The 24,416-nt window shown below is 65.6% G+C and carries 15 protein-coding genes; 11 read left to right on the top strand and 4 right to left on the bottom strand.

The annotated features are described in order from the left end of the window. Positions 1–261 precede the first annotated feature (261 nt). Entirely contained in the window at positions 262–1,290 is a 1,029-nt protein-coding gene (locus ACV4UZ_RS03055) for an IS110 family RNA-guided transposase (RefSeq protein WP_491599289.1), read from the bottom strand. 179 nt (positions 1,291–1,469) lie between these two features. Between ACV4UZ_RS03055 and ACV4UZ_RS03050 the strand changes: the two genes are divergently transcribed. Continuing rightward, positions 1,470–3,635, top strand: a complete 2,166-nt coding sequence (locus tag ACV4UZ_RS03050) for a RelA/SpoT family protein (protein ID WP_491599462.1) — start codon at positions 1,470–1,472, stop codon at positions 3,633–3,635. Positions 3,636–3,919: 284 nt separating this feature from the next. On the opposite strand, the gene ACV4UZ_RS03045 is transcribed toward ACV4UZ_RS03050, so the two are convergent. Next, positions 3,920–5,815 (bottom strand): ABC transporter ATP-binding protein/permease, encoded by a 1,896-nt coding sequence (locus ACV4UZ_RS03045; RefSeq protein ID WP_491599461.1) that lies wholly within the window; start codon positions 5,813–5,815, stop codon positions 3,920–3,922. Positions 5,816–5,988: 173 nt separating this feature from the next. Here ACV4UZ_RS03045 and ACV4UZ_RS03040 point away from each other — a divergent pair, with 173 nt between their 5' ends. From ACV4UZ_RS03040 to ACV4UZ_RS03005, 8 genes are all read left to right on the top strand, one after another. Next, a complete protein-coding gene (locus ACV4UZ_RS03040; protein WP_491599460.1) occupies positions 5,989–7,242 on the top strand; it encodes a D-alanyl-D-alanine carboxypeptidase family protein in 1,254 nt (417 codons plus the stop codon). Between the two features lie 202 nt (positions 7,243–7,444). Continuing rightward, positions 7,445–8,389 (top strand): DUF7354 domain-containing protein, encoded by a 945-nt coding sequence (locus tag ACV4UZ_RS03035; protein ID WP_491599459.1) that lies wholly within the window; start codon positions 7,445–7,447, stop codon positions 8,387–8,389. A gap of 58 nt (positions 8,390–8,447) precedes the next feature. Further along, a complete protein-coding gene (locus tag ACV4UZ_RS03030; protein ID WP_491599458.1) occupies positions 8,448–10,511 on the top strand; it encodes a CHASE2 domain-containing protein in 2,064 nt (687 codons plus the stop codon). 67 nt (positions 10,512–10,578) lie between these two features. Continuing rightward, positions 10,579–14,235: a CHAT domain-containing tetratricopeptide repeat protein gene (locus ACV4UZ_RS03025; RefSeq protein WP_491599457.1), complete on the top strand. Its 3,657-nt coding sequence runs from the start codon at positions 10,579–10,581 to the stop codon at positions 14,233–14,235. Between the two features lie 62 nt (positions 14,236–14,297). Further along, on the top strand, positions 14,298–16,514 hold the full coding sequence (locus ACV4UZ_RS03020) for a cyclic nucleotide-binding domain-containing protein (RefSeq protein WP_491599456.1): 2,217 nt from the start codon (positions 14,298–14,300) through the stop codon (positions 16,512–16,514). Continuing rightward, complete coding sequence (locus ACV4UZ_RS03015; protein ID WP_491599455.1) at positions 16,511–16,966, top strand: hypothetical protein; 456 nt, start codon at positions 16,511–16,513, stop codon at positions 16,964–16,966. The genes ACV4UZ_RS03020 and ACV4UZ_RS03015 overlap by 4 nt, the downstream gene beginning before the upstream one ends. A gap of 73 nt (positions 16,967–17,039) precedes the next feature. Next, the gene (locus tag ACV4UZ_RS03010) at positions 17,040–17,468 is read left to right on the top strand and encodes a bacteriohemerythrin (RefSeq protein WP_491599454.1); all 429 of its coding nucleotides are present in this window, start codon (positions 17,040–17,042) and stop codon (positions 17,466–17,468) included. A gap of 366 nt (positions 17,469–17,834) precedes the next feature. Continuing rightward, entirely contained in the window at positions 17,835–18,845 is a 1,011-nt protein-coding gene (locus ACV4UZ_RS03005) for an IS30 family transposase (protein WP_491599453.1), read from the top strand. Between the two features lie 315 nt (positions 18,846–19,160). On the opposite strand, the gene ACV4UZ_RS03000 is transcribed toward ACV4UZ_RS03005, so the two are convergent. Next, entirely contained in the window at positions 19,161–21,206 is a 2,046-nt protein-coding gene (locus tag ACV4UZ_RS03000) for a hypothetical protein (RefSeq protein WP_491599452.1), read from the bottom strand. A 191-nt stretch (positions 21,207–21,397) separates the two neighbouring features. Beyond that, on the bottom strand, positions 21,398–22,252 hold the full coding sequence (locus ACV4UZ_RS02995; protein ID WP_491599451.1) for an ATP-binding protein: 855 nt from the start codon (positions 22,250–22,252) through the stop codon (positions 21,398–21,400). A 155-nt stretch (positions 22,253–22,407) separates the two neighbouring features. On the opposite strand from ACV4UZ_RS02995, the gene yajC reads away from it, so the two are divergent. Both yajC and secD read left to right on the top strand, forming a co-directional pair. Next, on the top strand, positions 22,408–22,797 hold the full coding sequence (gene yajC, locus ACV4UZ_RS02990; protein WP_491599450.1) for a preprotein translocase subunit YajC: 390 nt from the start codon (positions 22,408–22,410) through the stop codon (positions 22,795–22,797). A 39-nt stretch (positions 22,798–22,836) separates the two neighbouring features. Next, complete coding sequence (gene secD / locus ACV4UZ_RS02985) at positions 22,837–24,405, top strand: protein translocase subunit SecD (RefSeq protein WP_491599449.1); 1,569 nt, start codon at positions 22,837–22,839, stop codon at positions 24,403–24,405. Positions 24,406–24,416 lie beyond the last annotated feature (11 nt).

Below are 24,416 nucleotides of genomic sequence, written 5' to 3'. Positions count from 1 at the left end.
CTCTATTGGGCGTTCATGAGTCAAGCACCTTCTTGTCTCCATCTGCCTTATTGGAGAGCATTGTCCCGCCAGGTCTCTGGCTTCTCTCCGAAGTCGGCGCGTTGGCCGCTTCATGGTTAGGTCCGAAGAGTGGTGGCTCAAGCTTTTTCGCGAAGTCGCTATTTGGCGCTTCAAACCGCCCTCGATCTCACCGACCCTCGGTCCCCGGAGGGACTTCGCTCCGCCTCGCGGCAGATCCTAAATTACGACGGACGCAATAGCTCAGACAGTGGCTTCGGCCTTCCAGCAGAACTCTGTGCGATCGATCCACATGCGGTGAAGAATCACCGCCAGTTTGCGTGCGACGGCAACCATCGCCCTGGCCATGCCTCGGCGTTTGGCAATCCGCAGGCCCCATGCCTTGAGCGCTGATGGCTTCGAATTCGGGCGCAGCAGCACCAAGGCCGCCTCGAAGAGCGTCGATCGCAATGTTTCATCGCCGTTCTTGCTGATCCGGCCCCGGCGGTCGATCTCGCCGGATTGGTGCGTTCGAGGAACCAAGCCGAAATGTGCACCAACGGCTCGTGAACGCTGGAAGCGGGCCGGCTCATCAATGGCTGCCCGGTAGGTCATCGCGACCACCGGCCCAACCCCAGGTGCGCTCATTAACAACCGGCAATCCTCATCGGCGCGGACCAGTTCCAACATTTTCCGATGAAGAGCCGCGAATTGCTCACGGGTGACGCGCCGGACGATGAGCATGGGTTCGATCACCGCCGCCAGCGTAGGGTCGCCGTCAATCAGCTCGCGGATCCGCGCGTCGTAACGGGCACGACTAATGACGCCGACTTTCATGCCGAAATTACGCAGCAGCCCCCGGATGCTGTTCTCGACGTCCAGAATCCGCGCCTGGAGAAAGCGCCGACCGTTGAGCAACGTCCTGATCTGCTGGCTCGCCAGGGTCTTCACATGCACGGGCCGATAAAGGCCGACACGCATCATCTGTGCGATGCCGCGGGCGTCGTTGCGGTCGGTCTTGTTGATCTGCGCCTTGAGCACCGCCTGCGCATGCCGCGTCTCGATGCAGATGACCGGCAGGCCAGCCTTTGCCAAGCCCGCGTACAGCCATTGGCAAAGCGGGCCTGCCTCGACGCCGACACGGATGTACCGCCTGCCGGGCACATCAAGGAACTGGATCAGCGCCTCGGGTTCGCTTTCGACCTTGCCTTCCTGAACGATTCTTCCGGTCTCGGTCATCACGCACACACTCGTCGTCCGCACCGACACATCCAAACCGACGAAATAGTCCATCACTTCTCTCCCCTGCTGGTCGGCGCCGCATCAGATCGCCGTCACGTCGAGAATTCTTACCACCCTACCGGGTGATGAGGGCGAGAGCCCAATGACCCAACCTTTTTTATTCTTTTTCCTCTTTGCCGCCGGCCTTTGGTCGGTACACACTTGGGCGGAAAAGGTGAGGTGACCCCGGCATGATGCGCCAGTTCGAGTTGGTGGAGCGCGTCAAGTCCTACGATCCCGGCGCGGACGAGGACGCCATCAACCGCGCCTACGTCTTCGCCATGAAGATGCACGGCTCGCAGCTGCGGGCTTCTGGCGATCCCTATTTCTCCCACCCCATCGAGGTGGCGGGCATCCTGACCAAGTACCGGCTGGATTCGTCCTCGATCATCACCGCCCTGCTGCACGACACCATCGAGGACACGCCGGCGACGCTCGACGACATCGAGAAGCTGTTCGGGCGCGAGATCGGACGTCTGGTGGACGGCGTCACCAAGCTGAACCGCATCGAGCTGCAGTCCGACCACGCCAAGCAGGCCGAGAACCTCCGGAAGCTGGTGCTGGCCATGAGCGAGGACATCCGTGTCCTGCTGGTCAAGCTGGCCGACCGCATGCACAACATGCGCACCCTTCACTACATCAAGAATCCCGACAAGCGCCGCCGCATCGCCATGGAGACCATGGAGATCTACTCGCCGCTGGCCGAACGCATCGGCATGCAGGGCATCAAGATGGAGCTGGAGGACCTGGCCTTCGCCGAGCTGCACCCCGACGCGCGGGGCTCCATCGTGGCGCGCCTCTCCTTCCTGCGCGAGCAGGGCGGCGACCTGATCGGCCGCATCCTGGACGAGCTGCGGAGCATTCTGGACGAGGCCGGCATCAAGGCCACGGTGTCGGGCCGTGAAAAGACGCCCTATTCCATCTGGCAGAAGATGCAGCGGAAGAACGTCGGCTTCGAGCAGCTGTCCGACATCATGGCCTTCCGCGTCGCCGTGGGGAATATCGAGGATTGCTACCGGGCGCTGGGGGTCATCCACTCCAAGTATCCCATGGTGCCCAACCGCTTCAAGGACTACATCTCGACGCCCAAGCCCAACGGCTACCGTTCCCTGCACACCGGCGTGTTCGGGCCGGAGCGCCACCGCATCGAGGTGCAGATCCGCACCAGCGAGATGCACGAGGTGGCCGAACTGGGCGTCGCCGCCCACTGGAAGTACAAGGGCGGCGGCGGTGACGGCGGCAACATGACCGATGGCCGCCAGTACCGCTGGCTGCGCGAGCTGCTCGACATCCTGGAGCACGCCTCCAACCCCGAGGAATTCCTGGAGCACACCAAGCTGGAGATGTTCTCCGACCAGGTGTTCTGCTTCACCCCCAAGGGCGACCTGATCAGCCTGCCCCGGGGCGCCTGCCCGGTGGATTTCGCCTATGCCGTCCACTCCCAGGTGGGCGACACCTGCGTCGGAGCCAAGGTCAACGGCCGCATCATGCCGCTCAGGACCCAGCTGAACAACGGCGACCAGGTCGACATCATCACGTCGAAGGCCCAGACGCCCAATCCCACCTGGGAACGCTTCGTCGTCACCGGCAAGGCCCGCGCCCGCATCCGCCGCTTCATCCGCACCCAGCAGCGCGCCCAGTACACCGAGCTGGGCCGCGCCATCCTGGTGCGCTCCTTCCGCCAGGAAGGCTATGAATTCACGGAAAAGGCCCTGGACGGCGTGCTGCGCATCTTCAAGGCGCCGTCGTCCGAGGATCTGCTGGCCCTGGTGGGCGAGGGCACGCTGACCGCCCGCGACGTGGTCTCCACCGTCTTCCCGGAACTCAAGGCCCAGGCCAACCGCAACGACAACGTGGTGGCGCTGAAGGCCCGCGGCGACAAGCCGTCCACCAACAAGAAGGACAAGGCCGGCGCGGTGCCCATCAAGGGCCTGATCCCCGGCATGGCCATGCATTTCGCCGGTTGCTGCCATCCGCTGCCCGGCGACCGCATCGTCGGCATCGTCAGCACCGGCAAGGGCGTCACCATCCACACCATCGACTGCGAGAACCTGGAACAGTTCGCCGACCAGCCCGAGCGCTGGCTGGACCTCGCCTGGGACGAGGCCGACAGCAACGCCCATGTGGGCCGCATCGATCTGGTGGTGACCAACGAGCCCGGCGCCTTCGGCGCCATCTCGACGGTGATCGCCAAGAACATGGGCAACATCACCAACCTCAAGATCACCAACCGCACCACCGACTTCTTCGAGATGATCATCGACATCGAGGTGCGCGACGTGAAGCACCTGACCAACGTCATCGCCGCGCTCAGGGCCACGCCGGCCATCAATTCGGTGGACCGGGCGCGGAATTAGCTCTTATACCAAGATGCACTGATCGGAACCGATCAGTGCATCGCCCTCAATCGCCGGGCGCCACCTGTGGCTGCTGGGCTCCCGCCGCATAAGCGGCGCGGCCCTTTGGGCCTATCCAAACTGCGGATGAGTCACGCTCATCGCAGTTTGGCATTAGCCACAGATAAACACGGATAGCCGCTACGCGGCTTCGCGGATGGACATGGAGAGATTATTCTTTCCGTGTTCGTCCGTGGGCCTGCACAAGCAGGCCATTCGTGTTTATCCGTGTCTCTTGAAAAATATCAGCGCCGCTTATCCCCGCGCTTGGTCAGCCCCTCGGCCAGGGCGCGGCGCTCGCCCCGGCGCAGCAGGTTGCCGAACAGCCGCCCGCCCCAGTTCATGCCGCGCTTGGGCTGTTCCCAGTCCTTGCGGCTTTCCCGCACCAGGATGGTGCCGTCGGGCGAGGGGGTGAGCGTCAGCTTGCGCTGATGGTATTGCTCCAGCTCGGCGTGGAAGCCCACGGTAAGGATGGTGGCGGTGGGGAATTCGTCGATCAGCAGCTGCATCAGCCGGCGCTCGCCATCGGGGTCGAGGGCGTCGGTGGCCTCCTGCAGGAACACCCATTTGGGGCGGTGAAGCAGGAGGCGGGCGAAGCCCAGGCGCTGCTGCTCGCCGGCGGTGAGGCTCTGCTCCCAGATGGCGGTGTCGTCGATGCGCGGCATGAGATGGCCGAGGCCGACCCGGTCCAGGGCGCTTTCCAGCTGGTCCTCGGGGAAGCATTCCATGGCCGACGGGTAGGTGAGCACGCCGCGCAATGTGCCGATGGGCATGTAGGGGCGCTGCGGCATGAAGAAGATATGGGCGTCGCAGGGCAGGTCCACGGTGCCGCGTCCCCACGGCCACAATCCGGCCACCACCTTGAACAGCTTGACCGCCGCCCCGGGATCGCCGCCGATCAGCACGTGCTCGCCGCCGATGATCTCGGCGCTGAAACCCTCGATCACCACGGTGCCGTCGGCGTTGGCGATGGTCAGGTCGTGGAAGCAGAGCGTGGGAATGGCCGCCTTCTGGACGATGACCGTGTGGGCGTCGGGCCGCGACGAATCGTCCCGGAGCGCCTGCAGCGCGTCGTGCAGCGACAGCACGCGCTCCACCGAGGCGCGCCATTCGGCCACCTTCTGCAGGTTGTCCACCGGCCAGGACAGGGCCTGGGAAAGCTGCTGGAAGGCCTGGGCGGTCTGCATCAGATGGCCCAGCGAGATGATGCCGGCGATGTAGCGCGGCGCGGCGATCAGGATGGGGAAGGCGGTGGAGAACACCGCATAGCCCGAGGTGAACAGGAACAGCCGGGTCAGGCCGGCGGTCTGGCGGTTCCAGGCGCCCTCGATGCCGCGGAACAGCTCCGAGAAGCGGCGGCGCTCGCCCACCTCGCCATGGAGAAGGGCGATGGCCTCGGAATTCTCCCGGGCGCGCACCAGGCCGAAGCGGAAATTGGCCTCCGCCGTCTGCCGGCGGTCGGTGGCGCGGATCAGCGGGCGGCCCACCCACAGGGCCAGGGACGAGGCGCACGAGGCGTAGATCAGCGCCACCCACACCATGTGCCCGGGAATGGGAATGTCGAAGCCGCCGACCGAAAGCACCAGATCACCCGACAGCGACCACAGGATCTGCACGAAGCTGGCCAGCAGCAGGGTGCAATAGAACAGCGAGTGCATCAGGTCGATGGCGGTCTCGGTGGTCAGGCGGATATCCTCGGCGATGCGGCCGTCGGGGTTGTCGTGGTCGCCCGGCATGTGCATCAGCTGGTAATGGTGGCCCATGGCCATCCAATTGTCCTGCAGGCGCCGGGTCAGCCAGCGGCGCCAGCCCAGCTGGATGGCGCGCTTGACCTTGAGATGGGTGGCGGTCACCGTCATGGAGGCGACCAGGATCACCCCGATCTCGGCGATCTGGCCGAAGAACTTCTCCATGGATTTCTGTTCGAGCGCATCGAACAGCTCGGCGCTCCACAGATTGATCATGATGGGGATGACCACCTGGGCCACGGTCAGACCCAGCAGCAGGGCGACCAGACCCCGCACCTTCCACTTCTCGCCCGATTGCCAATAGGGACCGGCCAGGCGGATGAACTGCCTGATGAAACCCGGCGACTGCCGCTCGAAATCCTGGCCGTCGCCCGTTGCGGCCCTGTTGTTCACGTCGCTTGCCATCCCGCGTGCGTGGCGGAGCCCACGCTCCCCCCGGTAATCACTTAACCCGGAAATGCCGGCCGAGTGAAGCCCGCACCACCTTCATACTGACATTTCAATGTTTCGCAGCGGTTAATTCCCGCGCTCTTGCAAGTTGGGCGGCGGGGCGCGATGTTTGGGAGATGATGAGAGGGACAGGCGGAATTCGGGCAGGCGGGGCGCTTCTGGCGCTGTGCCTTGTGCTGTCCGCCTGGGCGGCGCGGGCCGAGCCCTCGGCCTTTCTGGCGGTGGACCTGGACAGCGGCGCGGTGATCGCCGAAAGCCGGGGCGGAGCCGCCCATCATCCGGCCTCGCTCACCAAGATGATGACCGCCTATGTGGCCTTTGGCGCCATCAAGTCCGGCGCGGTCTCGGCCGGCGACGCGATCACCGTGTCCGAGCGGGCGGCCTCGCAGGGCGGGGCCACCCTGGACCTGCGCAAGGGCGAGCGCATCACCCTGGGCGCGGCGCTGAAGGCCATGATCGTGCGTTCGGCCAACGATGCCGCGGTGGCGGTGGCCGAACACGTGGCGGGCAGCGAGCAGGCCTTCGCCGCCCGCATGACCGCCGAGGCGGCCCGACTCGGCATGACCTCGTCCTCGTTCCGCAACGCCACCGGCATGACGGCGGCCGGGCACGTCAGTTCGCCCCGCGACATGGCGTTGCTGGCCATGGCCCTCGATCGGGACTTTCCCGATTTCCGCCCGCTGTTCTCCAGCCGCGACACCACCTGGAAGGGAAGGGTGCTGCCCACCGTCAACGGCTTTCTCGGCGCCTATGCCGGGGCCGAGGGCATGAAGACCGGCTTCACCTGCTCGGCCGGCTACAATCTGGTGGCCATCGCCCATCGTGGTGCCAGGCGGGCGCTGGCGGTGGTGATGGGGGCGGGATCGTCGGGAGAGCGGCTGGGCGCCATCCGCCGGCTGATGGATCAGGCGCTGGCCGCCCGGCCGGCGGCCTTCCGCCCGCTGTCGGGACTGGCCGATGGCGGGGGGGCGCCGCCCGACCGTTCCCTGGAGGCCTGCGGCATCGCCCGGAACGGCAGGGAAGGAGCGCCGGAGGCAGCCCTGTCGCAGCGCCGCGCACTTCCTGGCGGCTGGGGGCTGGAGGTGGCCTTCGGCCGCGATCCGGGCAAGGTCCGCCGCGACCTGGACAAGGCCCACCGCGAGCTGCGGGGAAGGCTGGGCGGCGGCTCCACCGTGGTCTTGATCCGTCCTCGCGACGGCCTGCTGCGCTATCGCGGCCTGATCGTCGGGCTGCAGGAGCGCCGGGCCATCGAGACTTGCCTGGCGGAACGGGCGCGGGCCGGCGAGGAGCGGTGCCTGGTGATGTCCCCCACCATGGTCGCCGGGGCGGTGGATGACGAGCGCCGGTTCAAAATGATCTCGGCGCATTGACGGAAAACACGTATACTCCCGGTATAGGCAATTTTGGAAAGCATCGACCCCAGGGGAATGGGCGGGTCGGTCCCGGGAGGACCCAGGTCGGTTTGAGTCGGAGCGATTGTTCGTAACGAAGTTTGACGGAGTAGTGTGCCCGCCCGATTATGGAGGGACGGCTTCTGTGATAGACTCCGAAGAATCGGCTAAGGAGGCCAAGATGAAGAGCAAACTGTTCGCTGCCTTGATGTTCGCGGTTGGGCTGCTGGTTTCGCAGGTCCCGGGTGGGGCCCTGGCCGCCGATCCGCCGGTTTCGCTGCTGATGCAGGTCAGCGGCACCGTCGAGCACAGCCGGGACGGCACCGCCTGGAAGCCCGTCACCCGCAACAAGTACCTGTTCGCCGGCGACATGATCCGTACCGGTGCCGACGGCACCGGCAAGCTGGTGGATCAGGCCACCAACATGGCCCAGACCATTTCGTCGGGCAGCCAGATCGAGGTTGCCGGCAACGCGCTCAAGGTGGTGAGCGGCAAGCTGTCCGCTCCGGAAGCCGCCTCGGGCGATCTGGTGGCCGGCCTGGGCAACCGCTTCGCCGAGGCCCAGCGCTATACCACGGTGCGCCGCGGCGTCGCCAAGGAAGGCGCCATCAAGCTGCGCGTGGTGCAGCAGGTGACCCTGTCCGCCACCTATCCCGAGCTGGCCTGGCAGAGCTTCGGCAAGCAGCACTCCTTCGTGCTGACCATCGGCGGCACCGTCCATCAGGTGCCGGGCACCGATGGCGATCTGGTCCGCTTCAAGGTGCCGGAACTGTCGCCCGGCAAGCACAGCTTCTCCGTGGCGGTGATGGAGAACGGCCAGAAAGTGGCCGAGGCCGACAAGGAAGGCGCCATCATGTGGCTGTCGGCGGCCGAGGACAAGGCCCTGGCCGACAACATCGCCAAGATCCGCGCCATCAATCCCAAGGACGACTTCTCGGTCGCCAACCTGCTGGACGAGAAGGGCGCCACCGTGGCGGCCATGGACCTCTACCGCAAGTATTTCGACGAGAACAAGGACGACAACGAGATGCGCCCGTTGCTGATCCGCGCCTATAACGAGCTGAAGCTCGTCGAACTGAAGAACAAGGAAGCGTTGGTCTACAACGACAAGCTCAACGCCAACTGACGTTCACGGGGCGCCCTCTTCCGCGAGGAGGGCGCCCTTCTTGATTCCGGGGAGCGCCATGAGCGGAATGACCAAGCGATACGACATTCTCTTCACCCTCATCCTGTTCCTGGTCGCCATCCCCGCGCAGCATTTCGAGTGGTTCGCCCTGTTGGAGGACCAGACGCTGTCCTTCCGCCACCAGTTGCGGCTGGCCTATGGCGATTCCAAGAAGCTGGCGGTCTCCCCCGACGTGGTGGTGGTCAACACCGACGAGGCGTTCTTCAAGGCCTATAAGAGCTTCCCGCTCCGGCGCACCGACATCGGCGCCATCGTGACCAATCTGAAGGCGCTGGGCGCCAGGGTCATCGCCGTCGACATGCTGATGGACTTCCCCTCCTCGTACAACGAGGACCCGGCCCTGGCCAAGGCGCTGGCCGACGCGGGCAACACCCTGCTGGTGGCCCAGGGCGAGTTCCGGGACGGCAAGTTCGTCAAGATCAACTATCCCACCGCCGCGCTGGATGCCGCCTCGGCCAGCGCCTACACCAACATCCAGTCCAATTCCAAGATCGTCACCACCCTGTCGCGCCTCAAGGTCTTCCCCGAGATGACCGGCGAGAAGGGCGGCTGGCCCTTCGCGGTCAAGGCGGCCGCCATGTTCCTGGGCGTCGAGCCCAGGCTGGACGGCAACACGCTGGTCCTGGGCGACCTCAAGGTGCCGCTGGACCACGAGAACAAGCTTTATATCGACTTCCCGCCGCTGCCCACCGGGACGCGCTTCCTCAGCCAGTCGGCGGGGCTTTCCGCCCTGGAATTCCTCGACATCTCGCAGCTGGACGAGCGCGAGCTGGCCGAGCTGGAATACTGGGTCAAGGACAAGATCGTCGTGGTCGGCGACACCTCGGAGGTGTCCCACGACTGGTTCGACACCCCCGTGGGCATGGTCTACGGGGTGGAGATCATCGCCGATTCCATCAGCTCGATCCTCAAGGGCGCCCCGCTGCGCGCCGCCAGCCCGATGACCGACGCCCTGGCGCCGCTGCTGCTGCTGGCCGCCATGGTGCTGCTGTCGCTCTACCTCACCCGGCCGCTGCTGCGCGGCATGTTCGTCATCGCGCTCGGCCTGGGTTTCGTCCTGGCGGCCACCGCCCTGTACGTGAACATGGGCGTGGTGGTGTCCATGTCCTACGCCATCATGGCCCTGGTGCTGTCCTATCTGCTGGTGGAGTTCCGCCAGTACCTGATCGAGCGCAACCAGAAGCAGCAGATCGCCAAGACCTTCGGCCAGTACATTCCGCCGGAGCTGGTGGCCGAGATGAACAAGAGCGGCCAGCAGGTGACGGTGGGCGGCGAATCCCGCGAGATGACCGTGCTGTTCTCGGACGTGCGCGGCTTCACCACCATTTCCGAGGGCCTGGCGCCGCAGGAGCTGACGGTGCTGATGAACGCCTTCCTCAGCCCCATGACCCACGTGATCCACGATCACCGCGGCACCATCGACAAGTACATGGGCGACGCCATCATGGCCTTCTGGGGGGCGCCGCTCCACGATTCCGACCATGCCCGCCACGCCGTCCAGGCGGCGCTCGGCATGGTCAGGAAGATGGAGGAACTGAAGGACGACTTCATCGCCCGGGGCTGGAAGCCCATCAAGGTGGGCATCGGCCTCAACACCGGAATCATGAATGTCGGCAACATGGGTTCCGACTTCCGCATGGCCTATACGGTGCTGGGCGATGCCGTCAACCTGGGGTCGCGGGTGGAAAGCCTGACCAAGCAGTACGGCGTCAACATGATGGTCACCGAATACACCCAGGCGGCGGTTCCCGGCCTGATCAGCCGCGAGATCGATCTGGTCCGCGTCAAGGGCAAGGACACGCCGGTCCGCCTGTACGAGCCCATCGGCTTCGAGGGCGAGGTGGATGCCGAGACGGTGGCGACGCTGTCCAGGCATCTGGCGGCGCTGGCCATGTTCCGCGAGCAGAAGTGGGATGCCGCCCGCATGGCCTTCCAGGATCTGCACAATGGCGATCCCGAGCGGGTGATCTACAAGACCTATCTCGCCCGCATCGAACATTTCGTGGAGGAGCCTCCCGGCCCCGATTGGGACGGCGTCTATACCCACAAGGAAAAGAGTTAGCCAATATGGCGTTAGGCTGAGCCGTCGGGACTTGGGGAATGACCGGCGGCACAAGGGAGAGGGTTCGATGATGGCTTCGCGTGCCTTGACGTTGCTGGGTGGCGCCGCTCTGGCGGTGCTGATCGCCGCCTCGCCGGTCTTCGCCCAATCCGCCGACGACCTGATCGGCCAGGCCCGGCAGGCCATGGCCGCCGGCAAGGCCGAGGACGTGCGCCGGCTGGCCGACGAGATCACCAAGGCCCGCTCGGGGCTGCCCGCCTGGGTGGCCGAAAAGCAGCAGGCGGCCTCGGGCGTGCCCCAGGCCAAGCAGCGCGCCGCCATGCTGTGGAACCGCGCCCACCAGCAGGCCATCGCCTCGGCCGGCGGCGGCGACCTGCCCAAGGCCGTCGAGGAGGCGGCCCAGGCTCTGTCCATCGCCAAGGACAATCTGGGCGAGGGCCATCTGGCCACCATCATCAGCGCCACCGACCTGGCCGCCCTGCAGCAGCTGGCCGGGCGGATCGAGGAATCCGAGGCCAATTACCAGCTGGCGGTGAAGCTGTCGCAGGCCGCGCTGGGTGACGCCCACCCCGAGACGGTCAAGGTGCAACAGGCCCTGGCCGGGCTTTATTCCTCCCAGGCCAAGTACGCCGAGGCGGCCAAGGTCCATGACGCGGCGGCCAAGGCCTCCGCCGCCGGGCTGGGCGCCGGCCATCCCCAGACCATCAGCCTGCAGCTGGCCCTGGCCCGCGCCCAGGTCAACGCCTCGAAGACCAAGGACGCCGACAAGCTGCTGGAGACCGCCTGTACCGCCAGCCGCAAGGCGTATGGCGAGGCCCACGGCGAATTCTCGCGCTGTCTGGCGCAACAGGGGGCCTTCAAGCGCGCCCAGGGCGATTACAACGCCGCCGCCGCCCTGCTGGATCAGGCGGTCGCCATCCAGAAGCTGGCCGTGGCCCCCACCGATCCGCTCAGCCTGACCACCCGCATCGAGGCCGGCGGGCTCTACCACCGCCAGGGCCGCCTGCCGGAGGCGCAGCAGATGCTGGAATCCGCCGTGCGCGACGCCCAGGCGGCCGGCGACCAGCAGAACCTGCTGTCGGCCAAGGGCGATCTGGCCGACGTGCTGGACGACCGCGGCGAATACGAGCCGGCGGAGAAGATGGCCAAGGAGGTGCTGGACGCCCAGACCCAGGCCCTGGGCGCCGCCCATCCCAACACCGTGGCGGCGCTGTCGTCGCTGGCCTCCATCTACCGCAAGCAGGGCCGCCTGATGGAGGCGGAGAAGACCTTCATGGAGGCGTGGGAACGCTACCGCAAGGTTCTGGGCAACGAGCACCGCTCGACGGTGATCGCTGCCAACAACGTGGGCGAGATCCTTGAAAAGGAAGGCATCTACGAGCGGGCCGAGCCGTTCCTCCGCAGCGCCCTGGACGGCGGGCGCAAGGCGTTCGGCGAGACCCATCCGGCCACGCTGACCACCATGAACAATCTGGCCCTGCTCTATGAAAGCCAGGGGGTGTTCGACAAGGCCGAGCCGCTCTATCAGAGCGTCATCACCGTGTTCGGCAAGACCATCGGGCCGAAGCATCCCGACACCATCGCCGCCACCAACAACCTCGCCTATCTCTACATGCTGAAGGGCGAGTACGACCGCGCCGCCCCCATGTTCAAGACGGTGCACGAGGCCTGGGTCAAGGCCTATGGGCCGAAGCACCAGAACACCCTGAAGGCGTTGAACAATCTGGCCCGGGCGCTGCACCGCCAGGGCAAGCTGAACGAGGCGGAGAAGGCCTTCGACACGGCGCTGGCCGGCCGGCGCTCTGTGCTGGGCGAGAAGCATCTGGACACGCTGCGGTCCATGCACGATCTGGCGGCGCTCTACCGCACCCAGAAGAAGCTGAAGGAGGCGTCCGCCCTGCTGACCAGGACCCTGGCCGGCAACGAGGCGGTGCTGGGCCCGAGCCACCCCTACACCTTCGAGACCCTGAACACCCTGGCCGGGGTGCAGGAAGACATGGGCGACGTCAAGTCGGCCTTCGCCACCCGCCAGACCACCTTCAAGCGGCGCACCGAATTCCTCAACCGGGTGCTCTACGTCACCGGCGACAACGCCCGCGAGGGCTATGTCCGCCTGCACGCTCCCGAACTGGCCGCCTATGTGGCGCTGCTGACCAAACTGGACGAGCCCAGCGCCGGCAAGGCGCTGATGGAGGTCAGCCTCAACCGCAAGGGCTTGCTGCTCAAGGTGGCGTCCGAGATTCAGCAGGTGACCCGCCTGTCGCGCGACCCGGAACTGACCAAGCTGACCGAGGAACTGGCCGAGGCCAGGAAGCGTCTGGCGGCGCTGACCCTGTCGGGTCCCACCGAGGAGACCAAGGACAACCACGTCGAGGTCATCAACGGTCTGGAAGAGAAGATCAACGACCTGCAGGGCGCGCTGGGCCGCTCGAGCACCCGCTTCCAGAAGTCGGTGGCGGCCATCGCGCTCGACGATCTGGTCAAGGCGCTGCCCGCCAATTCCGTGGTGGTCGATTTCTTCATCTACGGCGAGGAGGGGGGGCAGAAGCTGGTCGCCGCCACCCTGCGCAAGGAGGGCGACAATCCGGTCTATGGTCTGGTGAAGTACGACAGCCTCAAGGCCATCGACGACGGCATCGTCAAGTACCGCACCGAGATCCAGAACGAAGAGATCGACATGGACGATCTTCTGGACATCGGCCAGCAGGTCCACAAGCAGGTGTGGCAGCCGCTGGAACGCTCGCTGGGCGGGCGGACCAAGGTCTACGTCATTCCCGACGGCATGCTGAACATCCTGCCCATCAGCGCCCTGGTGGAACCCAACCGCAAATACCTGATCGAGCGGGTGGACCTGCACGTGCTCAATTCCAGCCGCGACCTGCTGCCGTCATCCATTCCGGCGGCCAGGGGCGGTTATCTCATCAATGCCGGCCCCGACTACAACACCGAGGACGTGGTGGGCAAGGCGACGCTGGAAAAGGCGCGTTCGCGCTCGGCCGGCAACGACGTCCAGTCGGCGGTGCGCGGCATGAGCGGCATGCGCGGCCTGAAGTTCGACCCGCTGCCCGGCGCGGAAAAGGAAGGCCAGCTGATCGTCAAGACGGTGGAGAGCCAGGGCAAGCCCACCACCATCTATTCCAAGGCCGCCGCCCAGGAGAAGGTGCTGCGCGAGGTGGAGCAGCCGCCCGAGGTGCTGCACATCGCCACCCACGGCTTCTTCCTCAAGGCCGACGACACGCTCCGGAAGCGCCTGCTGAAGCTGCAGCGCTCCAGCGACTTCCAGTTCCCGCCGCCCGGCGACAATCCGCTGCTGCGCGCCGGCCTGGCCTTCGCCGGCATCAACTCCAACGCCCAGGTGCTGGGCGACATCGATACCGACAACGACGGGGTGCTCACCGCGCTGGAGGTGCTGGGCCTCGACCTCACCGGTACCCGGCTGGCCATCCTGTCGGCCTGCGAGACCGGCCTGGGCGAGGTCCACGAGGGCGAGGGCGTCTACGGCCTGCGCCGCTCGTTCCAGGAGGCCGGGGTCCATTCGGTGATCTCGTCGCTGTGGGAAGTGAGCGACGCCGGAACCCAAACCTTGATGGCGGCTCTTTACAAACGCCTCCTGGCGGGCAAGACTCCTCACGATGCCTTGCGGGAGGCTCAACTGGAAATGCTGCGCAACAGCCAGTGGAGCATGCCGTACATCTGGTCGGCATTCTTCATGGTTGGTGGCTGATGGCGAAGATCGGGCGTCATTCCCAGCCGAAGCCGGAACGCGGTCCTGTGGGGGCAAGCCGCATGCGGGTGGTGGCCGTATCGTCGGGAATCAGCTGGGTCGAGATCCCGGAAGCGGATCTGCGCGTCCTGTGCGGCTGTCCCGCCGACAGCGTCAAGCACCTGATCAAGCGCGGCCTGATCGTCCCCACCGAGCGGGCCGGGGTCTCGTTCGAGACCGGCCCCAACGCCATCCTGCTGTCCGACGTGCCGCTGCAGAACGGCGCCTTCTCCAACCTGTCGGAATTTCCCATCCTTCAGATGCTCTATCGCCAGGGCATGATCATTCCCGGCCACCCCAATTGCTCGGGACGCAAGCCGCTGCTGATGGGCCTCGCCCAGCAGGTCGAGGCGCAGATGGAATACGTCATGCGCGGCAATTACGGCCTGCTGTCCGAGGAGGAGATGCTGGCGGCCGGCGTCCCGCCCGACATGGCGGCCGAGTGGATGCGCATGAAGCTGCGCTTCGCCTTCGGGGCGATCCGGCCGCCCCAGGAACTGCTGGACACCTGCATCATCGGCGACGGCGCGGCCATCCTGCCGGGCGGGGTGACGGTGCGGCGGCTGGAAGTCAACGTCTTCGAGTTTGCATACGCAGACGAAACGGTGATGGTCGATCTCAACCTGGGGGCGGGCCGCACCTACGAGACGCCCTACCACCTGGGCTACCACGACCTGGAGCGGGAATACTTCTCGGTGGTCCATTCGGGCGAGGGCGACGGCTGGGACCCCGAGCGGGCCGCCATGTCCTCCATCCTGATGTTCCAGGGCAAGATCTACCTGATCGACGCCGGCCCCAACATCCATTCGGCGCTGCAGGCCCTGGGCATCGGCGTGCAGGAGGTGGAAGGCATCTTCCACACCCATTGCCACGACGACCATTTCTGCGGCCTGACCACGCTGTTCCGCGCCGACCACCGCATCAAGTACTACGCCCTGCCGGCGGTGCGTTCGTCGGTGGCCAAGAAGCTGGCGGCGCTGACCAATATCGGCGAAGAGTCCTTCGGCGAGTATTTCGAGATCTGCGACCTGCAACTGGGCATCTGGAACGATATCGACGGGCTGGAGGTGCGGCCCATCTTCTCGCCCCATCCGGTGGAGACCACCGTCTTTCATTTCCGCACGCCGTGGGAAGACGGCTTCCGCTCCTACGCCCACATGGCGGACATCGTGTCGCTGGACGTGCTGGGCCAGATGGTCGATGACGACGAGACCCGCCACGGCATCAGCAGCGAACTGATGGTCCAGGTGCGCGACGACTACCTGACGCCCGCCGACGTCAAGAAGCTGGACATCGGCGGCGGCCTGATCCATGGCTGCGCCGAGGATTTCCGCGAGGACAAGTCCGAGAAGATCATCCTCTCCCATACCGCCCTGGCGCTGACCAAGGCGCAGAAGAGCATCGGCTCGGGGGCGCCGTTCGGCACGGTGGATGCCCTGATTCCCTCGTACCAGGAATACCGGCTGCGGGCCGCCCACGGCTATCTCGCCGAATACTTCCTGGGGGTTCCCGAGCATCAGATCCGCATCCTGCTCAATCACCCGGTGGTGACCTTCAATCCGGAAACCATCCTGCTGCGCGAGGGCAGCTATTGCGAGGACGTGCATCTGATCCTCACCGGCCTGGTGGAGACCATCGAGCCGGATTCGGACCAGACGGCGATGCTTTCGGCCGGCGCCATGATCGGCGAGTCCTACGCCTTGTCGGGCGAGCCGTCGTTCGAGACCTACCGGGCGCTGTCCTTCGTGCGCGCGCTCAAGATTCCCTCCGGGCTGTACCGCAGCTTCGTGGAACGCAACGAGATGAGCGAGCGCATCTCGCGTCTTGCCGACCTCAGGAACTTCTTCAATCACACCTGGCTGTTCGGCGAGAGCCTGTCCAACCTGACCGAAGTGCGCATCGCCGAGACCTGTCAGCCTTACTACCTCGCCGCCGGCGAGGAGATCGACATGACCGGGCAGGATTTCGTCTTCATGGTCAGGGACGGCCGCCTCGACCGCTATTTCGACGATACCGTGGTGGAGTATTGCGGCATCGGCGAGCCCCTGAACGAGTCCGAGGTCCTGTTCTCCCAGGCGGGGCAGGGGCGTCTGGTGGCGGCCATGCGCAGCGAGATGCTGATGGTGCCGGGTGCCATGGTGCGCGACATTCCGGTGGCGCGGTGGAAGCTGCTGGAGCTATACCAGCGGCGCCAGCGGACCTTCTCCTCGCTGCGCCAGGAAGCGGGAGCCCCGACTTGAGGCATTCGATCGCCGCGTTCGCCTCCTTGCTGGTGGCCGGATGCGCCTCCATGGTCAACGGGCCGTCCTCGGAGGTCGCCATCGCCACCCAGCCGGCCGGCGCCCGCTGCCTCCTAAGTGGCGGCGACGGCTTCGCCGCCGACATCGTCACTCCGGCGACGGTGCAGCTTCCCCACAAGGCGGCTCCCATCACCGTCACCTGCGAGGCTCCCGGCTACCGCCGTACCGTCAATACCCTCAATACCGGGGGCAGCGGCTGGCTGTGGGGCAACACCGCCTTCATCGCCTTCACCGGCGGGGCGGCGATCCTCGGCCTGGTGGTCGACGAGGCGGTGGGGGCCACCACCAGCTACCGCAAGGACTTCTCCATGGACCTGGACGCCGAGACCGCCCGGCGCCTGCGCGCTACACAACGCAACGGTGGGCCATCTTTCGATCTCACCACGCCATAATCCGTTTCTTGCCTGCCAATACCTTTGGGAGCATCCTTCCGGTGGGTAGGGAAGGTAAGGTGAGGAGGCGCGCATGGCAACCTGGCAGGAGCACATGCGGGTCGGCATCGATGTGGTTGATGACGACCACCAGGAGCTGTTCGCCCTGGTCAAGGAATTCGAGGTGGCCAGCAGGACCACGTCCGGACAGGTGGACCCGGCCGAGATCGGCCGCATTCTCGAACGCCTTCAGGCCTATGTTCACGACCATTTCGAGCGCGAGGAGACGGCCCAGATGGAGGCCGGCTACGAGGGCTACGCCGAGAACAAGCGCCAGCACGACGAATTGCGCGCCACCCTGGAGAAGTTCCTGGTCAAGCACCGCGCCGGAGATTGGGGCGACCTCAAGGTGGCGACCGAGAACATGCGCAGCTTCCTGGCCATCTGGCTGCAGGAGCACATCATGAAGACCGACCGCAAGATGCGCGGCCGCATCCTGCCCTGGGTGCGCAAGCGCGGCTGACCGCTCCTTATACCAGCGGTCGAAACCTTCGACCGCTGGACGGCCACGAGGTGGGGCGGGAGCCAAGCCGCCACAGGCGGCGCCCGGCGACTGAGGGCGCTATTATACCATCCGCCGAAAGAACTGACTCCTCCTGTCATCCCGAGCGAAGCCGAGGGATCTTTCACGCCATGGCGGCAGCCGCTTGCCGCTTAACAGGCTGCGGAAATACTCGTCCCAAGACGTCGTCATTCCCGCGAAAGCGGGACCGAAGGGAACGCGGAGCGGACAATCCATGCATCAGCAAACTATATCTTGTTTTGATGTCGCCAAATTGCGTCAACATGGACCCCCTAAGCTCACGATCGAAGTGCAACACCCGCTATAATGGGTGCTGCGATGGGACAACGATACAATCAGCTCAGTCTGGATGAGCGGTGCGAGATTTACCGTCTGCATGCAGACGGTAAATCTCGGCGAGCCATTGCCCGGGCCTTGGGCCGGGCGGCGTCAACAATCAGCCGAGAGCTGGAGCGCAACAGTGGCGCCCAAGTCGGCTACAAGGTGGATTGGGCGATGATCCAGGCCCGCGCCCGGCGGCGGCGCAAGCTTTACAAACTGGAGCGCTCGAGCGCGCTCAGGAAACTGACCTTGGACGGCCTTGCGATGGGATGGTCCCCGGAGCAGATCGCCGGGCGGCTCGAGCTTGAGCAAGGTAGGCCGGTGATCAGCCACGAGTCAATTTACCGCTACATCTACTGGCGCGTGAACAGCCACAAGGACTATCTGCACCGGCTGCTGCCGCGCGCCAAGTTTCAGCGTGGCTGGCGTGGCCGCAAGGGCGGCAGCTCGGTGCATTTCATTCCCCAGCGAGTGCCGGTAGCCGAGCGTCCCGCCGAGGTCGCCGACCGGCGCCAGACCGGCCACTGGGAAGCCGATCTGATGCTGTTCTCCCGCTATCGCCAAGCCGTCCTGGTGGCGCACGAACGTAGCTCGCGCCTGCTTCTGCTCCGGCATCACCTCAGCAAAGCCGCCGAGCCAATCGCCGACAGCCTGACCGCCATGCTGCGGCGATTTCCTGCCGAGCAGCGCCGCACCATCACCTTCGATAACGGCTCTGAATTCGCGGCCCATCGCCGCCTGAAGACAAGGCTTCGCATGAAAACCTATTTCTGCGATCCCCATAGCCCCTGGCAGAAGGGCGGCGTCGAGAACGCCATCGGGCGAATGCGGCGGGGACTGCCGCGAAAAACAGATCTCGCGGCAGTTTCCCAGGCCGATCTGGACGACCTGGCCATGGACTACAACCTCACCCCGCGAAAGTGCCTCGGATATCGAACTCCGCTTGAGGCTTTCCTCGGAAAAGCCATCGATCTCGGTGTTGCACTTGAAATGTGAGTCCATCCCCCCGCCTTCGCGGGGGTGACGAATAAATAGAGTGGTGGGCGAGTTTTTCCGCAGCCTGTTAAAGATTCTTCCTCGCATCGTCCCGGCCATCCACGCGGATCCGCTGGAATGCCTTATGAAACAATAGTCCCTGCGGATGGGCGTGGATGCCCGGAACAAGTCCGGGCACGACGCACCTGGAATGTCCTCTTGGTGCCCTTGGTGTCTTGGTGGTGAAAAAACCCGTCCGCCAGAACCCAGGCAATTGAACCGGACAGCAGTGCTGCGGTCGTCAGGATGACACGTCAGGTCAAATGACGGCCGGTATTACTGGGTCGGCACGCCGGGAGGGACCGCGTAGGCCGGCCACAGGGTGACGTCGGGCGTGCAGGTGCCGAGTGTCAGGGCGGTTTCCACCACGGACCTGTCCAGGGGCATGTCGGGATCGCCAAAATAATCGACCAACAGGATGTTGGGGCGGTTCCAGGTCTGGATGGTGCCCGAATTCAGCCGCGTGGTGACGAAATAGTCCAGGCTGGCGTTGAGATTGGCCGCTTCGGACCGCAGATTTGTGTCGGGCTGCGGTCGGGCGTCGGCCTGGCAGGTCTGGCCGGCCACCCAGGACAGGCAGAACAATTCGCGATAGTCGCGCCGGTAGCTCAGCAGATGGCTTTCCTGCACGGCGCCCACCGTGGCGGTATCTGTCGCCGTGGTGCGGGCATCATAGACGGTCAGGTTGGCGTCGACGTCCACCGCGCTCCACACCGGGGCCGGGCCGTCGGCCCGTTGCGGGGTGCCGAGCAGCAGGCTGACCGGTGCCGTTCGCCAGGACGCCCTCTCGATCTGGCTGCCGTCTCCCGTCGGAGAGAGGGTCACTTCGGTCTTGCCGGCATGCTTTTCCAGGATGAACAGCAGGGGAGCCCCGTTCTGGACGATCAGGGTCGGCGGCGCATCCACCGATTGTTCGCGCACCGGCCCCGCCAGCGACCAGCAGGTGGCGTTCCCCCGGCCGGACATGTAGACGGGCGCGGCCGGCGCCGGATCGGGAACCAGCACCACTCCGACCGAGCCATCCGGCATGAAGGCCATGGACGGCGTCAGGGTGGTGCGGCCGGGGGTGGGGCAGGGCGCCTCCCAGCTGATGGACTCGCCCGTAACCGTGCCGATTCTGGAGGATACCGCGCCATCGGCGTCGGCGTCGGCGTAGAGCAGCAGCAACTGGCCGGTGACGGGATTGCAGGCCAGGGCCGGGCCGGTGCCGTCGGCCACCCGGGCATGGAGCGAGATAGGGTCTGACCAGCCGGTATTGCCCAGCGGGCGGGTGACCACGGTGAGTACGTTGCCGCCGTCGCTGTCGGCGTGGGCGACAACCATCAGGTTGGCCAGGCACATGGTGACGGCCGGGGCGGTCTTGGTTCGGCGCCCCGTTCCGCCCTGGGTGGCAGTGCTCCAGGTCAGGCCCCCGTCCAGGGTGGTGAGCACTCTGATCTCGTCATCCTCGCCGACGAAGGCCAGCAGGCCACTCCCGGTGGGCGTCATCGACATATGGGGGACGGTACCGGCCTTGATGGCCAGATCGGCGACCTCGACGAACTGGGTCCAGCTCTTGCCGCCGTCATAGGAACGGCGGGTGGCGATATTACGGTAATAGGCGCCCGTCGTCGTGTCGGTGGCCCTGACCGGCGCGGTCAGGGCGGTGATGGTCCCGCCCAGGGAGGCGGCGGCCACGGGCAGACCGCTGCGGGGATAGGCGATTCCCAGGCTGAACACTCCGGTGCTGGTGTCCTGGCGGTCCTGAATGTCGGAAAACAGGCACAGCACGTTGCCGTAGGTCAGCAGATCACCAAGGCTCCGCTGCGCCAGGGAGACCGTGGAATCGCCGCTGGTGATCAGCTGGCCGGCCAATTTGCCGGTCACCGCCCCCAACAGCTCCGCCAGTTGGTCGGAAGAGGGGGGAACGCGATGATCCATGTCGAAGGCGTGGGAAAAGGCCAGGATCACCAGTTCGTTGCTGCGCCCGCCCAGGGCGTTGTCGGCGGCGGCGAGAAACTCGACCACCTGCTCCAGCATGTCGTCCAGCCTTTCCCCATAGCCTCCCTGAAAGCTGCCGTTCACGTAGGAATGAAGGCCGGCAAACCATTCTCCGCCGTGGAGGGTGGGATGGATGTCGAGGACGCGGGCCCCGGCGCTCAGGAGATCAAAGGTGCGGAGCGACTGGGTCAGCGTGTTGTTCCCGGCCGCATTGGGGCTGGGATCGCGCAGCACCGACATGCCGGCGGCGCGGCAGCCGGGAAGGCAGATCTGGGCGAGTTCCCGCGTCCTGAGCAAATCCCAGTTGTCGGAAATCCAGGTCAGCGGATTGATGTCGCCCATGATGCCCCTCCCGAAAGCGAGAATGGCAGTCTGGCAGCAGTCTCATAGCGATGTAAATCGTCTTATTGAATCAACCTATGGCACGCAAATGCACGCAACGGCTCGCAATATATACATTAAGCACCAAGAAAAATATCGTAAAACGTGTTGCGGCCCGGGCGCGGGCGGGGTCACCCCAAGGAGCGGAGTGGCTATAGGGCCTTCCCCAGCCTTCCCGCCAGGTCCTGGATGAACTGCCAGGCGACGCGGCCCGAGCGCGAGCCCCGCGTCACCGACCATTCGTTGGCCTGGGCGTGCAGGTCCTCGGTGGAGATGGGCAGGCCGTAATGGGCCACATACCCTTCGACGATGGCGAAGAAGGTGTCCTGGCCCACATGGTGGAAGCCCAGCCACAGGCCGAAGCGGTCCGACAGCGAGACCTTCTCCTCGACCGCCTCGCCGGGATTGATGGCCGTCGAGCGCTCGTTGTCGATCATGTCGCGGGCCATCAGGTGGCGGCGGTTGGAGGTGGCGTAGAACACCACGTTGTCCGGCCGTCCCTCGATGCCGCCTTCCAGCACCGCCTTCAGCGACTTGTAGGCGTCGTCCTGCTGGTCGAAGGACAGGTCGTCGCAGAACAGCACGGCGCGCCGCCCGCTTTCCTTCAGCAGGCGCAGGCAGCGGGGCAGGGAGGGGATGTCCTCGCGGTGAATCTCGACCAGCAGCAGGGCGCCGGGCTTCTCCGCGTTGATGGTGGCATGCACAGCCTTGACCAGCGAGCTCTTGCCGGTGCCGCGCGCCCCCCACAGCAGGGCGTTGTTGGCGGAAAAGCCCTCGGCGAAGCGCCTGGTATTGGCCAGCAACTGCTCGCGCTGGCGCTCGATGCCCTGCAGCAGGTCGATGTCCACCCGGTTGACACGGGGAATCGCCTCCAGCCGGTCGGGATCGGCATGCCAGACATAGGCGTCGGCGGCCGACAGGTCCGGGGCGGCGGAGGGCGGGGGCGAGAGGCGTTCCAGGGCCTCGGCGATGCGGTTCAGGGCCTTGACGGCGTCGGCGTAGGGCATGGCGGCAATCCCTTGAAGACAAGGCGCGGATGGTAGCAGCTTCACCCCTCGGGGCAAGCAAATCGGATTATCGGCCACTTGGCGTTTGCATCCGGGCGATTGGCGGCTATATTCCCGCTGCATTCAGTGAAGCGCGACTTCCCGAGGAGACAGTGATGTTCGTGTCGCCCGCCTACGCCCAGGCCGCCGCCACCGGTGGTGGTTCCATGGGAGCCCTGGAACAGTTCCTGCCTCTGATCCTGATCTTCGTGGTGTTCTACTTCCTGCTGATCCGCCCGCAGCAGAAGAAGATGAAGCAGCACAAGGAGATGCTGGGCCAGCTGCGTCGTGGCGACCGCGTGGTCACCGCTGGCGGCATCATCGGCACCATCAACAAGCTGATCAACGACACCGAGGTGTCGGTGGAGATCGCCGAGGGCGTGCGGGTGCGCGTCCTGCGCGCCACCATCACCGAGGTGATGTCGAAGACCGAGCCGGTGGCCGGCGACAAGGCCAAGGACGAAAAGGCCGAAGCCGAACCGGACGCCGACAAGGCCGACAAGTAAGACCCTTCTCTTCTTCTCCCAACCAGCACAGGCCGGGACATGAACTATTTTCCCAAGTGGAAGATCGCTCTGGTGGCGATTGTCAGCCTGCTCGGCATCGTCTTCGCGGCGCCGAACATGTTGTCCCGCGAACAGGCCGACCGGCTGCCCCACTGGCTGCAGCCGGTCAGCCTGGGCCTCGACCTGCAGGGCGGTTCCTACCTGTTGCTGGAGGTGGACACCGGCTATGTGTTCCGCGAGCAGCTGACCTCGCTGGTGGAAACCGTGCGCACCACGCTGCGCAAGGAGAAGATCAAGTATTCCGACCTGGGCGCCAAGGGCGATCTGGTCAACGTGCGGATCATCGACGCGGAGGAGCGGGCCAGGGCCCGCGACCTGCTGCGCAAGCTCGATCCCGATGCCGGCCTCGACGCCAGGGACGACGGCGCCATGGTGCTGAAGTACTCGGAGCAGGCGGTCAAGGCCCGCAAGACGGCGGCGGTCGAGCAGTCGCTGGAGATCGTGCGCCGCCGTATCGACGAACTGGGCACCCGCGAGCCCTCGATCCAGCGCCAGGGCGAGGACCGCATCGTCGTCCAGCTGCCCGGCGTCAAGGATCCCGACCGCATCAAGGCCCTGCTGGGCAAGACCGCCAAGCTGACCTTCCACCTTCTCGACGATTCCACCACCGCCGAGGAAGCGGGCAAAGGCAGGGTGCCGCCCGGCTCCATGCTGCTGCCCGCCGCCGAGAAGGAGCGGGGCATGCCCGAATCCTACGTGGTGAGGAAGCGCATCGAGGTGGGCGGCGACATGCTCACCGATTCCAAGGCCACCTATCAGGACGGCCGCCCGGTGGTGAGTTTCCGCTTCAACGCCGCCGGCGGCAAGAAGTTCGGCGACGCGACGCGCGAGAACTCCGGCAAGTTCCTGGCCATCGTGCTCGACGAAAAGGTGATCAGCGCGCCGCGCATCAACGAGCCCATCCTGGGCGGTTCCGGCATCATCTCGGGCAGCTTCACCGTGCAGCAGGCGCAGGATCTGTCGCTGCTGCTCCGCGCCGGCGCCCTGCCGGCGCCGTTGCAGGTCTTGGAAGAGCGCACCGTCGGTCCCGACCTCGGCGCCGATTCCATCAAGGCGGGCGCCATCGCCTGCCTGCTCGGCCTGGGGCTGGTCATCGTCCTGATGATCGCCATCTACGGCTCGCTCGGCGTCATCGCCAACGTGGCCCTGGTGCTCAACCTGATCATGCTGCTGGCCGGTCTTTCGATCCTGGGCGCCACGCTGACCCTTCCCGGCATCGCCGGCATCGTCCTGACCATGGGCATGGCGGTGGATGCCAACGTGCTGATCTACGAGCGCATGCGCGAGGAGCAGCGGAACGGCCGCACCATCATGTCGGCCATGCAGGCGGGCTTCGACCGGGCCTTCGGCACCATCTTCGATGCCAATCTCACCACCCTGGCGGCGGCGGCCCTGCTGTTCCAGTTCGGCACCGGCCCGGTCAAGGGCTTCGCCGTGACCTTGTCGCTGGGGTTGATCACCTCCATGTTCACCGCCGTGATGGTGACCCGGATGCTGACCGTGGTCTGGATCAAGGCAAGGCGCCTCAAGGCGCTGCCGTTGGGTTGAGGATTCCGGAC

It is taken from the genome of Paramagnetospirillum sp., from assembly GCF_058402745.1.
This window is presented reverse-complemented; position numbering and strand designations above follow the sequence as displayed.

What these genes read in the sequence shown, in the direction of transcription:
- ACV4UZ_RS03055 (WP_491599289.1), bottom strand. Translation starts at nt 1,290, where the DNA reads ATGGACTATTTCGTCGGTTTGGATGTGTCGGTGCGGACGACGAGTGTG.
- ACV4UZ_RS03050 (WP_491599462.1), top strand. Translation starts at nt 1,470, where the DNA reads ATGATGCGCCAGTTCGAGTTGGTGGAGCGCGTCAAGTCCTACGATCCC.
- ACV4UZ_RS03040 (WP_491599460.1), top strand. Translation starts at nt 5,989, where the DNA reads ATGATGAGAGGGACAGGCGGAATTCGGGCAGGCGGGGCGCTTCTGGCG.
- ACV4UZ_RS03035 (WP_491599459.1), top strand. Translation starts at nt 7,445, where the DNA reads ATGAAGAGCAAACTGTTCGCTGCCTTGATGTTCGCGGTTGGGCTGCTG.
- ACV4UZ_RS03030 (WP_491599458.1), top strand. Translation starts at nt 8,448, where the DNA reads ATGAGCGGAATGACCAAGCGATACGACATTCTCTTCACCCTCATCCTG.
- ACV4UZ_RS03025 (WP_491599457.1), top strand. Translation starts at nt 10,579, where the DNA reads ATGATGGCTTCGCGTGCCTTGACGTTGCTGGGTGGCGCCGCTCTGGCG.
- ACV4UZ_RS03020 (WP_491599456.1), top strand. Translation starts at nt 14,298, where the DNA reads ATGCGGGTGGTGGCCGTATCGTCGGGAATCAGCTGGGTCGAGATCCCG.
- ACV4UZ_RS03010 (WP_491599454.1), top strand. Translation starts at nt 17,040, where the DNA reads ATGGCAACCTGGCAGGAGCACATGCGGGTCGGCATCGATGTGGTTGAT.
- ACV4UZ_RS03005 (WP_491599453.1), top strand. Translation starts at nt 17,835, where the DNA reads ATGGGTGCTGCGATGGGACAACGATACAATCAGCTCAGTCTGGATGAG.
- ACV4UZ_RS03000 (WP_491599452.1), bottom strand. Translation starts at nt 21,206, where the DNA reads ATGGGCGACATCAATCCGCTGACCTGGATTTCCGACAACTGGGATTTG.
- ACV4UZ_RS02995 (WP_491599451.1), bottom strand. Translation starts at nt 22,252, where the DNA reads ATGCCCTACGCCGACGCCGTCAAGGCCCTGAACCGCATCGCCGAGGCC.
- yajC (WP_491599450.1), top strand. Translation starts at nt 22,408, where the DNA reads ATGTTCGTGTCGCCCGCCTACGCCCAGGCCGCCGCCACCGGTGGTGGT.
- secD (WP_491599449.1), top strand. Translation starts at nt 22,837, where the DNA reads ATGAACTATTTTCCCAAGTGGAAGATCGCTCTGGTGGCGATTGTCAGC.